The following is a 13,255-nucleotide window of genomic DNA, read 5'->3' on the forward strand; positions in this document are numbered from 1 at the left end:
TCACTTACCTTTTCTATGCTTGTGTACATCCAGATCGGGGTGTTTGGGTTTGTTCTCGGGTGTAACACGTCGGCGCTGATCTTCTTTGCCAGTAGATTCAGCTATTGGTTTAGGTCCGGGTTTGATACTCATATGATTCTCTCTCTTTGGTTTATATGTGCGTGTCATCGCACTTCATACGTGCTTAAAAATTCGGCACGGAGCGTGGCGCTTTGACACTATAGCTTGCATTTTTACAGCCGGAGGTTTTTCCATTCCGAACGAGCATAGCGATGCAGCTATGCCAAGCACCATGGCAGCCGATACCGCTAAGCTCAAACTGAAAGCCAAGCTAAATGTCTAGCTCTAGCTCTAGCTCTAGCTCCAGCTACACAGTCACTAGCGGATGCTAGCAACCTACACCCTCGTGGACAGCGTATTGCAGCGATGATCCTCAGCAGGGCTAGCTTCATGTCAGTAGGCGGCATCTCGGCCTAAAAATGCACAAGCTTGCTCTGCTGATGGGCGGCTTCGTTGACATGGAGGCGAAGCGAAATGTGGGTGCTATACTTTGTAAAGTATTTCATAGTGAAAAGCGCTTTTTTAGCAAAAACCTTACATTATTCTTTACGTATTGTTTTCTTGGTACAGGTTCATCGGAGGGATGTGGCCGTATTATATGGGGTCACTCACTCACTCGCCGAAAGCACTAGACTTTGTGGTGGCTACAACCTTTCTAGGGCCACCTCGGCACGGACTATCCAGTAACACCAGGAACCCCCGCTGGCATTTGCCTCGGGGGTTTCTTGTTTTTGAGTGGGCAAAGTCCCGAGCCCTGGCATTTGTCCCAGGGCGCCACAAGACTTAGGCTGTAGCGCATTCCCTTACCCAAGAAGGAAGCCCCGATGACCTGGTCTGCCAAGCAGTATTCGATGTTTGAACAACAGCGCACCCGTCCCGTCCAGGACCTGGTCGCCGCCATCCCCGCGGGCGATGTGCGAACGGCGGTCGACCTGGGTTGTGGCCCGGGCAATTCCACCGAGGTGTTGGCCGGGCGTTTCCCCCAGGCGACGATTACCGGCTTGGACAGCTCGCAGGACATGCTGGTTAGTGCCCGCGAGCGGTTGCCGGCACTTAACTTTGAATTGGCCGATATCGGCGCCTGGAAGCCTGCGCAACAGTTCGATGTGATCCTCGCCAACGCCTCACTGCAATGGGTGCCGGACCACACCAGCCTTTATCCACACCTGGTGGCGCAATTGACGCCGGGCGGGACGCTGGCGGTGCAAACCCCGGATAACCTCAACGAGCCGGCTCACCGCCTGGCCCGTGAGGTGGCAGCGCAAGGCCCTTGGGCGGGCAAGATCGGCGCGGTCAAACATGAAGCGCGTCACCCGGCGAGTTATTACTACGAGTTGTTGAGCAAACATTGCAGCACCGTGGATGTATGGCACACCACCTATTACCACCCGCTCACCGGTCATGAGGCGGTGGTGGAGTGGTTCAAGGGCACGGGCTTGCGGCCATTCCTGGCGCCGCTGGATGCGGCCGCGAAAGGCGCCTTCCTCGACGCCTACCTGGCGCGCATCCGCGAGGCTTACCCGGCCCTGGCCGATGGCACAGTGTTGCTACCGTTTCCACGGCTGTTCATTATCGCTACGCGCTGACAGTCTTCAGGAACTCATCCGCCGACACCACGCTGGCATAGGCAAATGCCAGCGATGCCATGTAGGCATCATGTACCTGGGCGGCGGCAATGGTCTTGCCATTGAATTCCAGGTCGCGCGTGGCACAGGCGTCATGGATCACCGTCACGTTGTAGCCGTAGTCCGCTGCTGCCCGAACCACTGCGTCAATGCACATGTGGCTCATGCTGCCGACCACCACCAGGTCGGTGATGCTGCGTTGTTCCAGCACCTCGCGCAGGTTGGTTTGGCGAAACGCATTTACAAAATGCTTGAGCACCACCGGCTCGTCGTTTTCGTTCTGCACCTTGGCATGTATATGTGCGCCTTCGGAGCCTGGGGTGAAGAAGGGCGCATCCTCGGAGGTGAACTCATGGCGCACGTGGATCACCGCGTCGCCGGCCTGGCGAAATGCCTGGAGCACCTGTTGCGCCCTGTCGGCCGCCGCTTCCACGCCGGTCAATGGCCACTTGCCCTGGGGGAAGTAGTCGTTCTGGATATCGATTAGGATAAGTGCTTGCTTGGCCATGTGTATGTTCTCGTGATGGGTTGATGCGCCCAGTATCGTGACTGGCGCGTGGCACGGGGATTGGCCGTACCGACAATAACAGGGGGAAAACTGACAATGGCTCTGGAACGCTCGATCGTCGAGCTCGGCGTGCTGATTTATCGCGGTGCGCAGATGGCCGCAGTACATGGCTTGACCGACTTGTTTGGCGTCGCCAATCGCATTGCCGCCGAGCATCAGAGCCAGCAGTTGCCCTTGTTACGTGTCAGCCACTGGCAGGTCAATGACGATGGTACCCCTGTTCGAGGTTTCGACAGCCAGCCCGGCCCCGATCAACCCCTGATGGCCGTGCTGGTGCCGCCGTCGATTGGCGAGTTTTGCGAAGAGCAGGCGCCGCCCGCGCTGCTGCACTGGCTGCGCCAGCAACATGCGGCCGGCACCGTGCTGGGAGGCGTGTGCATCGGTTCGATCATGCTGGCGCGCAGTGGTTTGCTCGATGGGCGCAGCGCCACCACCCACTGGTCTTCGGCCAACACCTTCGCCAGCCGGTTTCCTGCGGTGCGCCTGGAGGCCGACAAACCCATAGTCGACGACGGCGACTTGATCACCACCGCCGGGCTGATGGCCTGGTCCGAACTGGGCCTGCGCCTGGTCGACCGTCTCATGGGCCCCAGCATCGCCGCCGACACCGCGCGCTTTCTGGTGATTGAGCACAGCGACAGCGCCAGCCAGTGCGGCAGCAATTTTGCACCGATCCTCAGCCATGGTGACGGAGCGATCCTCAAGGTCCAGCACGCGTTGCAGGCCAGTGGTGCGGTGGATGTCTCGCTTGCGGCGATGGCCCAGGCGGCCGGTCTGGAGGAGCGCACCTTCCTACGCCGTTTTCGCAATGCCACCGGCTTGAAACCCACCCAATACTGCCAGCACCTGCGGGTCGGCAAGGCGCGGCAGATGCTGGAGTTCACCAATACCACCATTGATCAGATTGCCTGGACCGTGGGTTATCAAGACCCGAGCGCCTTTCGCGCGATCTTCAAGAAAATCACCGGCCTTGCGCCCAGCGATTACCGCAACCGATTTGGCGTGAAGGCCCCCGCTTGATTGCCGGACACGCCACCCCACCAATGTGGGCGCGAGCAAGCCCGCCGCCACATTTTTGATCGCCTGCGCGCCCTGGATCGTGCAGAACGCCGGCCGCTCCATCGCCCTTCGTGCAAAATGAAGCAGGCCAAATGCCACTGCTCTTCCCCTAACCGCTTGATCCACCAACCCTTTGCCTGAGTCGCGCCTTGGCCTGATCCCTGCAACCTTTGCGATACACACCCGCAAGCCTTGCACAAGGGGGACGCATGACCCCGACCAACCGCAAAAAGATCGTGGTGGCGCACTCGGTCCGGCCCGATGCCCCACTCCATGAAGTGGAAAGCAACCGCGCCCTCGCTCGCTGGCTGGCGCAGATCCTCGGGCTCGACTACGGCGGCAGCTACAGCGCCGAGCTGCATGCCCATACCGATCTGTACCTGCTGCCTACCCAGACCCTGGTCGGGCCGGCCCAGGCACTCAGCCTGGGGGTGAAGGGGCCGGAGGATTTGTGGGGCGGTTATGTGGACCACGATTTCATCTGCACCAAGGCCATCACCCATGGCTTGCACCACACGGCTGCCCTGGCGCCCGAGGGTTGGTCGCCGCTGTTTGCCGAGCGGGTGCGCGCCGTGGTGCTCGACGGCTGGAGTGTGTATGGCGTGGAAGATGCCCGCGCTGCCGCCATCCAGTTGCTGGCGCTCGGGCCGATTCGCCTGAAGCCGGTACATGCTTGCGCCGGTCGTGGTCAGGAGGTGGTCGACAACCTCGAGCAATTGCATGCAATCCTCGCCCGTGCCGATGCAGCGCAGCTGTTCGACCAAGGCGTGGTGCTGGAGCAAGACCTGCAGGACGTAGTGACCCACAGTGTCGGCCAGAGCTTTATCGGCGGGCATGTATTCAGTTACTGCGGCGAGCAGTACCTGACCCAGGACGGGCAGGGCGAGGCGGTCTACGGCGGCTCCGACCTGCTGGTGGTGCCGGGTTATTACGAAGCATTGCTGGCCCTGGCGCTCAACGAGGACGTGCGCCTGGCCATTGAGCAGGCACAAGTCTTCGATAACGCCGCCGATGAGGCCTATCCTGGTTTCTATGCCTCGCGGCGCAATTACGACATCGCCCAGGGCCTGGACAGCCAAGGCCAGCGCCGCAGCGGGGTGCTCGAGCAATCCTGGCGCATGGGCGGTGCCAGCAGCGCGGAGGTGGCGGCATTGCAGAGTTTTATCAACGACCCCGGCCTGCGTGCGATTCGCGTCTCGTCCGTAGAGACCTATATCGAGCAGTCCTTGCCCGCCAATGCCATCGAGATTTATCGCGGCCCGGCAGAAAACAGCGACTTTCTTCTCAAGTACGTAACGGTCAAATCCTATGACGGCTAGAAGCGAAACCATCACCATTGATATCGACGACGAACAGATGAGCGCCACCTTCCTCAGTCCCAAGTCAAAAGTGCCAGGGGTGTTGTTTGTGCATGGCTGGGGCGGTAGCCAGGAGCGTGACCTGGAACGGGCCAAGGGCATCGCCGGCCTTGGCTGTGTGTGCCTGACCTTTGACCTGCGCGGGCATGCTGGCAACGGCATTCCCTTGTCGCGGGTCACCCGGGACGACAACCTGCGGGACTTGCTGGCGGCCTATGATCGACTGCTGGCGCACCCGGCCATCGATACCTCGGCGGTGGCGGTGGTGGGCACCAGTTATGGCGGCTACCTGGCGGCGATCCTCACCTCATTGCGCCCGGTGCGCTGGCTCGCACTGCGGGTGCCGGCGCTGTATCGCGACCAGCAATGGCACACCCCCAAGCGCGACCTGGATAAAGCCGACCTGATGGATTACCGCAGCACCCTGGTGCAGGCCGAGACCAATCGCGCGCTGCACGCCTGCGCCGCATTTACCGGGGATGTGCTGATTGTCGAATCACAAACGGATGACCATGTGCCCCACGCCACCATCATGAGCTACCGGGCTGCGTGCCAGCAGACCCATTCGCTGACGCACCGGATCATCGACGGTGGCGATCATTCATTGAGCGACCCGGTATCCCAGCAGGCCTACACCTCGATCCTGGTGGACTGGATCACCGAGATGGTGGTGGGCGAGCGGTTGAGCATCATCCAATCCCAATGATGCGTTTCACGCCGGTGTTTTTTTCACCCGCAAGGCCTTGGCCTTCGCCTCCACCGCGAGGTACATCACCAGGGCGATCAGCAGCGGCAAGATAAAATAGATCGCCCGGTAGGCAATCAAACCGGCGAGCAAGCTGCCCCGTGAGGCCTCATGTTGCAGCAGCGCGATAAACACCGCCTCCAGCACGCCAAGGCCGGCCGGAATGTGCGTGACCACGCCGGCAATCGCACTGATCAGCAACACCCCCAGCACCAGCGGGTAGTCCAGCTTCGCCGGCAACAAGGTGAAAATCACCGCTGCCATCAGCGACCAGTTCAGCGCGCCGAGCGCCAGTTGCAGGCACGCCATGCGTAGCGACGGCAGGTTGATCTCGATCCCGCGAATCGACCAGGCGCGCTTCTTCGAGAACTGACAGGCAGCCAGATAGCCGAGGCTTGCCAATACCAGCAACACCCCGACACCTTGCAACGCGCCGCTACTGAGCTTCCAGCCCGGCGGCATGGTCACCAGGCCGCTGCTGAACACCACGCCGGCCAGGGCCATATAGCCAAACCAATTGGTGGCCAGGCTCAAGCCAAGGATTTTCGCGATGTTGCCGTTGCTCACCCCCAGCCGCGAATACAGCCGATAGCGCATGGCAATCCCGCCGACCCAGGCGCTGAGGTTGAGGTTGAACGCATAGCTGATGATGCCCACCGGCAGGATCTGTTTCCAGCGCAAGGGCTGGCGGATGTAGGTTCGGCCAATCAGGTCAAAGCACGCATACACGAGGAAGCTGCACAGGGTCAGCCCGGCTGCGATCCACAGGGTGCGCAGCTTGAAGTCGCCGAGGGTGTCGAACACTTCGCTCCAGTCGATACGCCGCGCGAGCAGGGTAAACAGCACAATCAGCAGCACAAAGAACGCGACGGTCAGCGGCTTCTTCCAGCGTTTGAACGCATGGGGGCGGGCATCATCCGCGCGGGCTTGGCTCATGGATGCACAAAGGGTTTCAAACGCGGTTTATGCGCGGGCAGCCAGCCGGTCCAGGCCGGGAAATGGCGCAGCACATGGAACACCACAAACCCCACGGTCACCCGCCACAACCAGCCGCGGGGGCTGCGGTTTTCCGGCATGGTCTTGCAGTGGTTGCGGCTCAGGTCTTGCAGGCGCTCGAACAACAGTTGATTGAACCCTCGGTCACGAATCAGCACGTTGGCTTCCAGGTTCAGCGACAGGCTCAACGGGTCGAGGTTGCTCGAGCCCACGGTGCTCCATTGCTCATCCACCAGGGCCACCTTGCCGTGCAGTGGGCGCTGGCAATACTCGTGGATCACCACGCCTTCCTTGAGCAGATAGTCATAGAGCATGCGCGCCGCCAGCTTGGCCAGCAGCACGTCCGGCTGGCCCTGCATGATCAACTGCACCTGCACGCCGCGCCGCGCGGCATTGCGCAATTCGCGCAGCAGGCGATAACCGGGAAAGAAGTAGGCATTGGCGATCACCACGCGCTGGCGGGCGTAGCGCAGGGCGTGCAGGTAGGCTTCTTCGATATCCGAGCGGTGTTGCAGGTTATCGCGGTAGATCAGGCGCACCAGGCCGTCACCTTCCTCCGCAGCCCAGGCAGGTTGTTGCCGGCGCCGCCAACCGCGCCGCATGCGCACCGGGCGGCCGCTTTGCGCGAGGGCAAAGTGATGCAGGTCCGCCACCGCCGGCCCGATCACCTGCACCGCATAATCCTGCTTGGCCTCGGGGCCGAAGTCCGCCAGATGGTCGGCGGAAAAATTGATCCCGCCGATAAACCCCACTGCCGCGTCTACCACCACGATCTTGCGATGCAGGCGGCGAAACCAGTTGGTGCGAACCCCCAGGGTCTTGGGCGCCGGGTCGAACATCTGCACCGTGACCCCGGCCTGGGCCAACTCGCCGAGAAACCCGGGGCTCAGTTCGCCACAGCCAAAGCCATCGAGGCTGACCACCACCTTCACCCCACGCTGCGCGGCTTCGATCAGAATCCCGTGCAGTTCATGGCCGACCTTGTCTTCGAACAGAATAAAGGTCTCCAGGAGGATTTCCTGGCGGGCCTGGCGCAGGGCCTCGAACACCTTGGGGAAGTACGCCTCGCCGTTTTCCAGCAATTGCACCTGGTTACCGGCCTGCCAGCCGTAGTCCAGGTCCCTGGCCCTGGCGTCACCCGGTGGCTGGTCGGTGGCGATGTGCTCCACGGCGCTGTTCATAACTCAATCTCCACCGACAGCGGTGCGTGATCCGACAGGTGCGACCAGGGGCGCGCCGTCAGCACTTGCGGCTGATGGGCCTTGAGGTTGCGCACATAAATGCGGTCCAGCGCCAGCAGTGGCAGGCGCGCCGGGAACGTACGCGCCGGCTTGCCGTGGGCCTGCACGAACACTTCCTTAAGGCCGCTGCGGCTCAGGTCGGCCTGCTGGCGCCAGTCATTGAAGTCACCGGCGACGATCAGCGGCGCTTCGCCGGGAATCTCGGCAACCCGCCGGGCCAGTAATTTCAGCTGTTGTTGGCGGTGCACCTCGCGCAAACCCAGGTGCACGCAAATGGCATGTACCTCCTGGCCGGTGCCGGGCAGGCGCAGGATGCAATGCAACAGCCCGCGGCTTTCGTGGCCGCTCTGGGAGATGTCGAGGTTGTCATAGCGAATGATCTGGAATTTCGACAGCAACGCATTGCCATGGTCACCATGGGGATACACCGCGTTGCGCCCGTAGGCGAACTGCGGCCAGATGCTGTCGGCGAGAAACTCATACTGGGGCATGCTCGGCCAGTTGCTGTAGCGCCGGGGATGGTGCTCATGGGTGCCGTGCACCTCCTGCAGGAACACCACGTCGGCCGCCACACCGCGCACCGCCTCGCGCAACTCCGGCAGGATGAAGCGTCGATTGAGGGCAGTGAAGCCCTTGTGGGTATTGACCGTCAGCACCTTGAAGCGGGTGATGGCAGCGCTGGGCGTGACAGGCACCCATTCTGGAATCACAGCCATGGTGGCTCCCGTGGGTTGGCGGGGCAGTGGCCTCCGTTCGTTAACGGCTGACTGTGGTGCTGGCGCGAAAGTTTCGACGATCCTACCAACGGCACTCCCTCTGAAGGCGCCTGAGCCTTGTGCCGTCAATCGCGCAGCGCGTGCCACAGATTGAAGAGGAAGCAGCGCCACTCAACGCCACTTAGTAAGTGACGGTTGCGCTACAAACCCGCAAAATGCAACGATTCTGGCAAATACTAACGGCACGGCATCAACGCCTGTCGATAATAGCCATCGTTCCAAACAGACCGGGCCTGCTCAATCTATGCGAATGCGCCTTATGTTACTGGGCGGCGGGAATGCCCTCGGGCAGGCGCTGATTCGCCTCGGTGCAGAGGAAGATATCGGTTTCCTCGCCCCGCGCCCGCCACAAGACGGCTGGGATGCCGCCAGCCTTACCCAATTGCTCGACGACACCCGTCCCGATGCCTTGATCAATCTCGCCTACTATTTCGACTGGTTCCAGGCCGAAAGCGTGAACGAGGCGCGCCTGGCCGGGCAGGAATCTGCTGTCGAGCGCCTGGCGGAACTGTGCCAGCACCACAACATCACGCTGCTGCAACCGTCCAGCTATCGGGTGTTCGATGGCTCGCGCGCCACCGCCTACAGCGAAAAAGACGAACCCGTGCCCCTGGGCCTGCGCGGCCAGGCGTTATGGCGCATTGAGCAAAGCGTACGCGCGACCTGCCCGCAACATGTGCTACTGCGCTTTGGCTGGTTGCTCGATGACAGTGTCGACGGCGCGCTCGGGCGTTTCCTGGCGCGTGCCGAGAAACCCGAGGAGTTGTTGTTGGCCGATGATCGACGGGGCAACCCGACGCCGGTAGACGATGCGGCACGGGTGATTATCTCGGTGCTCAAGCAGCTCGATTGTGCGGCGCCGCTGTGGGGCACCTACCATTACGCGGGGCAAGAGGCGACCACCCCTGTGGCCCTTGGCCAGGCGATCCTCACCGAAGCGCGTAACTTCCATGCGCTGGCGGTCGAAGCACCGACAGCCCAGGCCCACGCCGCGCGGCCAGATGCCGCCGACGAACCGCAACACGCAGTGCTGGCCTGCAAGAAGATCCTGCATACATTCGGCATCAAGCCACGGGCGTGGCGTGCGGGGCTGCCGGCGTTGCTGGACCGCTTCTACCGGCATCACTAGCTGACAGAACGCAAAAAAAATGTGGAAGCTCGGCTTATGTAGGAGCTGGCTTGCCTGCGATGCAGACACCTCGGTCTATTAAAGACACCGAGGCGATGCTATCGCAGGCAAGCCAGCTCCTACACAAGCCAGCTCCCACATTTTTTGTGGCGTTTGTTAAGTCGTGCTTAGAACTTGTAGCCGATACCCACCATGTAGACCATTGGATCCACGTCCACATTGACCTTGGCACGAGTACCCGCCGCCAGGGCGTTGTTGTCCACGGTGGCTTTGGTGCTGATGTCGATGTAGCGCACCTGGCCGTTGATCATCCACTTGTCGTTGATCATGTAGTCCGCGCCGATCTGCGCGGCCCAGCCCCAGGAGTTCTCGGCCTTGAAGTTGCTGAAGCCTTCGCCCTGGGCGCGGCTGCCGACGTGTTCGTCATAGATCCAGGTGTAGTTGATACCGGCACCGACGTAGGGCTGGAACGCCGACTTGCTGTCCAGTGGGTAGTACACGACGCTCAGGGTTGGCGGCAGGTGCTTGAGGGTACCAAGCTTGCCGTTGGCGGCGCCGAGGGCGGTGTTCTTGATCTTCACATCATGCTCGAACGGCGTGGCCGCCAGCAGCTCGATACCGACGTGGTTGGTCAGCATGTAGGCGAAGTTGAGGCCCAGTTGCGTGTCGCTGCTCATGGTCGCCTTGCCGCCCAGGTTGGTGCCGGCCAATGGACCCTGGTCAACCTTGACACTGCCGCTGTCGGCCTTTGGGTTAACGGTGATGGCACCGGCGCGAACGAGGATGTCGCCAGCTTCGTGGGCATGGGCGAGAGGGGCGGCGAGTGCAAGCGCGAAGAGGGAAGCGCTGAGCAGTGACTTGTGCATGGGTGGCTCCAAAGGACGTTTTTAGTTGGCTGTGTCCAATGGTAAAGATCGCTGCGGCGGGGCTTTTGACTCAGCTCAATGAAACGGTGATCAGCCAAGTCCGCCGCCAATCAACAGTGTGGGAGCGGGCTTGCCCGCGATTGCAGACTGTCAGTCGCTGCATTTGTCGCTGACCCGCCGCCATCGCGGCGATGCGGCGACCCGACAAGCCCGCTCCCACACAAGCCCCACATTTGATTGGTGGTGCTATTCCGGCAACTCATAGATGTAGATCTTCTCGGCCTCCATCTGATAGCCAGCATCTGCCAATTCGCTGGTGGACGGCTTGACCTGCATCTGGCCTTCGATCCAGTACGGCTGGTACAGCTCTTCCAGCTTCACGCCGATCTCGCTGCGCACATGCACGATCTGGTTCGACGGCGGTGGCGGCACATGGATGCAGGCGCCGAAGTACGGCACCAGCAGGAACTCGGTGGTGCGGCCTGCCTCGCTGACTTCCAGCGGCACGATATAACCCGGCAGGCGGATATGCTGGCCGTTGAGGGTCGCCACCACCGGCGCGTTGGGCAAGTCCTGCCTGGCCGCTGGCGCGGCTTCCGCCGACAGGGCGTCGGCCATGTTCGACAGGTCGTGCAGCGGCGTCATATTCGGCACTTCCACCGGCGCATCCGGCGGAATCATTTCTTGCCACGACAAGTCCCGGGGCGCCTCGGCCCAGGCGGGCAGGGCCGCCATCAATAACAGCGCAAGCAGGGCACGGCGCATCAAAGCCTTCCTCATAAACGGATCGACAGACCATCGGCCAACGATTGGCGATAGGCGCGCCAGGCCGGCACGCTGCCCATCAGCAGGGCAGCGGCCAGGATACCGGCGAGCAGCGTCCATTCATACGGGCTGGGCAGCGCCAGCGGCAGGTCCAGGCCGTAATTGGCCTGCAAATAGCCACGGGCCGCGGCGATGCACACATACAGCAGGCCGACCCCCGCGACCACTCCGGCCAGTGCCAGGGCGAACGCCTCGAAAACCAGCAGGCTCGCAATGTGCCACGGCCGTGCGCCAACCGAGCGCAGGATCGCCATTTCCCGGCGGCGCTCGTTGAGGCTGGTGAGGATTGCGGTGAGCATGCCGATCAACCCGGTCAGCACGACAAACAGCGAGATCACGAACAGCGCTTTTTCGGCGGTGCCCATCATGCTCCACAGCTCTTGCAGGGCCACGCCGGGGAGGATCGCCAGCATCGGTTCGCCACGGAATTCGTTGATCTGCCGTTGCAGGGCAAAGGTCGAAATCTTGTTGTTCAGCCCCAGCATAAACGCGGTGATGGCTTGCGGCGTGAGGTCCATGTTACGCGCCTGGTCGGCACTGATCCGGCCCTTGCCCTGGGCCGGCACGCCGTTGTGCCAGTCGATGTGGATCGCCTCCATGCCGCCGAGGCTGATGTGCAGCGTGCGGTCCACCGGGGTGCCGGTGCGTTGCAGGATACCGACCACGGTGAACGGCTTGTCATCGTGCTTGACCAGGCTGACCACCGCCACGCCGTGGGCCAGCACCAGCTTGTCTCCGAGCTTGTAGTGCAGGGCGTCGGCCACTTCGGCGCCGAGCACCACTTCAAACGGGTCGGTATCAAACGCGCGGCCACTGGCCAATTGCAGGTTTTGCTTGCGGCCGTACTGGTAATGCTCGAAGTAGGCCTGAGTGGTGCCCATCACCCGGTAGCCGCGATGGGAGTCGCCGAGGGACATGGGGATCGCCCATTTCACCTGCGGGCTGGCGGCAAAGTGCTCGAAGCTGTCCCAGCGGATGTTGTTGGTGGCGTTGCCAATGCGAAATACCGAGTACAACAGCAGGTTGACCGAGCCGGAACGGGCGCCGACGATCAGGTCGGTGCCGCTGATGGTGCTGGCAAAGCTGGCGCGGGCCTCGGTACGCACGCGCTCTACCGCCAACAACAGGCACACCGACAGGGCGATGGCGAAGGCGGTGAGGATCGCGGTAAAGCGGCGGTTTGCCAGGCTGGCCATGGCTAGACGGAACAAATACATCTCAAACCTCGAGCGGCGTGGCGGCGCGATTGAGCTCGGCCAGCGACAGGTTGCGGTCGAACAGCGAAGCCAGGCTCTGGTCATGGCTGACGAACAACAGGCTGGCGCCCGCCTCGCGGCATTCGGCGAACAACAGTTGAAGGAAGGCTTCCCGGGCGTCGTGGTCCAGGGCCGAGGTCGGTTCGTCGGCGATCACCAGTTCCGGCTGGCCGATCAATGCCCGGGCGGCGGCCACCCGTTGTTGCTGGCCGATCGACAGCGCATCGGCGCGGCGCCCGAGCAAGTCCGGGTCCTTGAGACCCAGGTGCGCGAGCAGGGTCGCGGCGGCCTGGTCGACACTGCCATGGCGCTGGATCGCCCGCTGCGCGCGCAGCTTGGAGAAGTGGCAAGGCAGTTCGACGTTCTCGCGGACCGAGAGAAACGGCAGCAGGTTGAACTGCTGGAAGATATAGCCGGTGTGGTCGACCCGAAACCGATCACGGGCGCCGGCCGACAAGTCGGTCAACTCCTGGCCCAGCAGGCGGATGCTGCCACGGCTGGGTGTCTGCACCCCGCCCAGCAGGCCGAGCAAGGTGGTTTTGCCGCTGCCGCTGGGGCCCTTGAGGAACAGGGTTTCCCCCGGCTCCAGGCGAAACGCCGGGATGTCCAGCAACTGCGGGTGACCGGGCCAGTTAAAGCCCAGGTCGGACAGTTCGATCAGTGCTTGGGTCATGGGAACTCAATATCACCTGCAGAGCGCGGTCACCTGTGGGCGCTGGCTTGCCTGCGATGCAGACGACGCGGTGTATCA

13 protein-coding genes are annotated in these 13,255 nt (G+C 62.1%); 5 read left to right on the forward strand and 8 right to left on the reverse strand.

The window, feature by feature from the left end; all coding sequences use genetic code 11:
- Nucleotides 1-884 precede the first annotated feature (884 nt).
- Nucleotides 885-1,646, forward strand: coding sequence for a trans-aconitate 2-methyltransferase (tam, locus tag HBO11_RS09155; RefSeq protein WP_169951368.1), 762 nt, complete (start codon nucleotides 885-887; stop codon nucleotides 1,644-1,646).
- Here the strand turns inward: tam and HBO11_RS09160 are convergent.
- The gene (locus HBO11_RS09160) at nucleotides 1,636-2,193 is read right to left on the reverse strand and encodes a cysteine hydrolase family protein (protein WP_169951366.1); all 558 of its coding nucleotides are present in this window, start codon (nucleotides 2,191-2,193) and stop codon (nucleotides 1,636-1,638) included. The two genes, tam and HBO11_RS09160, sit on opposite strands and share 11 nt — an antisense overlap.
- 96 nt (nucleotides 2,194-2,289) lie before the next feature.
- On the opposite strand from HBO11_RS09160, the gene HBO11_RS09165 reads away from it, so the two are divergent.
- The 3 genes from HBO11_RS09165 (at nucleotide 2,290) to HBO11_RS09175 (ending at nucleotide 5,376) form a co-directional block, all read left to right on the forward strand.
- A complete protein-coding gene (locus HBO11_RS09165) occupies nucleotides 2,290-3,273 on the forward strand; it encodes a GlxA family transcriptional regulator (RefSeq protein WP_169951363.1) in 984 nt (327 codons plus the stop codon).
- A 248-nt stretch (nucleotides 3,274-3,521) separates the two neighbouring features.
- Nucleotides 3,522-4,631, forward strand: a complete 1,110-nt coding sequence (locus HBO11_RS09170; protein WP_169951361.1) for a DUF3182 family protein — start codon at nucleotides 3,522-3,524, stop codon at nucleotides 4,629-4,631.
- Nucleotides 4,621-5,376, forward strand: coding sequence for an alpha/beta fold hydrolase (locus HBO11_RS09175; RefSeq protein WP_169951359.1), 756 nt, complete (start codon nucleotides 4,621-4,623; stop codon nucleotides 5,374-5,376). The genes HBO11_RS09170 and HBO11_RS09175 overlap by 11 nt, the downstream gene beginning before the upstream one ends.
- A 6-nt stretch (nucleotides 5,377-5,382) precedes the next feature.
- Here the strand turns inward: HBO11_RS09175 and HBO11_RS09180 are convergent, their stop codons facing one another.
- The 3 genes from HBO11_RS09180 to HBO11_RS09190 are packed head-to-tail and all read right to left on the reverse strand — an operon-like array spanning nucleotide 5,383 to nucleotide 8,368.
- Nucleotides 5,383-6,351, reverse strand: a complete 969-nt coding sequence (locus HBO11_RS09180) for a lysylphosphatidylglycerol synthase domain-containing protein (protein WP_169951357.1) — start codon at nucleotides 6,349-6,351, stop codon at nucleotides 5,383-5,385.
- Nucleotides 6,348-7,592 (reverse strand): cardiolipin synthase ClsB, encoded by a 1,245-nt coding sequence (clsB, locus tag HBO11_RS09185; RefSeq protein ID WP_169951355.1) that lies wholly within the window; start codon nucleotides 7,590-7,592, stop codon nucleotides 6,348-6,350. Before clsB ends, HBO11_RS09180 begins: the two co-directional genes overlap by 4 nt.
- Nucleotides 7,589-8,368, reverse strand: coding sequence for an endonuclease/exonuclease/phosphatase family protein (locus tag HBO11_RS09190; RefSeq protein ID WP_169951352.1), 780 nt, complete (start codon nucleotides 8,366-8,368; stop codon nucleotides 7,589-7,591). Before HBO11_RS09190 ends, clsB begins: the two co-directional genes overlap by 4 nt.
- Nucleotides 8,369-8,672: 304 nt before the next feature.
- Between HBO11_RS09190 and HBO11_RS09195 the strand changes: the two genes are divergently transcribed.
- Nucleotides 8,673-9,557: a sugar nucleotide-binding protein gene (locus HBO11_RS09195; RefSeq protein WP_169951349.1), complete on the forward strand. Its 885-nt coding sequence runs from the start codon at nucleotides 8,673-8,675 to the stop codon at nucleotides 9,555-9,557.
- A 167-nt stretch (nucleotides 9,558-9,724) separates the two neighbouring features.
- On the opposite strand, the gene HBO11_RS09200 is transcribed toward HBO11_RS09195, so the two are convergent.
- From HBO11_RS09200 to HBO11_RS09215, 4 genes are all read right to left on the reverse strand, one after another.
- Nucleotides 9,725-10,423, reverse strand: coding sequence for an OmpW family outer membrane protein (locus HBO11_RS09200; protein ID WP_029299417.1), 699 nt, complete (start codon nucleotides 10,421-10,423; stop codon nucleotides 9,725-9,727).
- A gap of 246 nt (nucleotides 10,424-10,669) precedes the next feature.
- Nucleotides 10,670-11,188, reverse strand: coding sequence for a DUF3299 domain-containing protein (locus HBO11_RS09205; RefSeq protein WP_169951347.1), 519 nt, complete (start codon nucleotides 11,186-11,188; stop codon nucleotides 10,670-10,672).
- 11 nt (nucleotides 11,189-11,199) lie between these two features.
- A complete protein-coding gene (locus HBO11_RS09210; protein ID WP_169951345.1) occupies nucleotides 11,200-12,465 on the reverse strand; it encodes an ABC transporter permease in 1,266 nt (421 codons plus the stop codon).
- A gap of 1 nt (nucleotide 12,466) precedes the next feature.
- Nucleotides 12,467-13,177: an ABC transporter ATP-binding protein gene (locus HBO11_RS09215; protein ID WP_169951343.1), complete on the reverse strand. Its 711-nt coding sequence runs from the start codon at nucleotides 13,175-13,177 to the stop codon at nucleotides 12,467-12,469.
- Nucleotides 13,178-13,255: the final 78 nt, after the last annotated feature.

The sequence above is a fragment of the Pseudomonas sp. WS 5010 genome, from assembly GCF_012985565.1.
Classification (GTDB): Bacteria; Pseudomonadota; Gammaproteobacteria; order Pseudomonadales; family Pseudomonadaceae; genus Aquipseudomonas.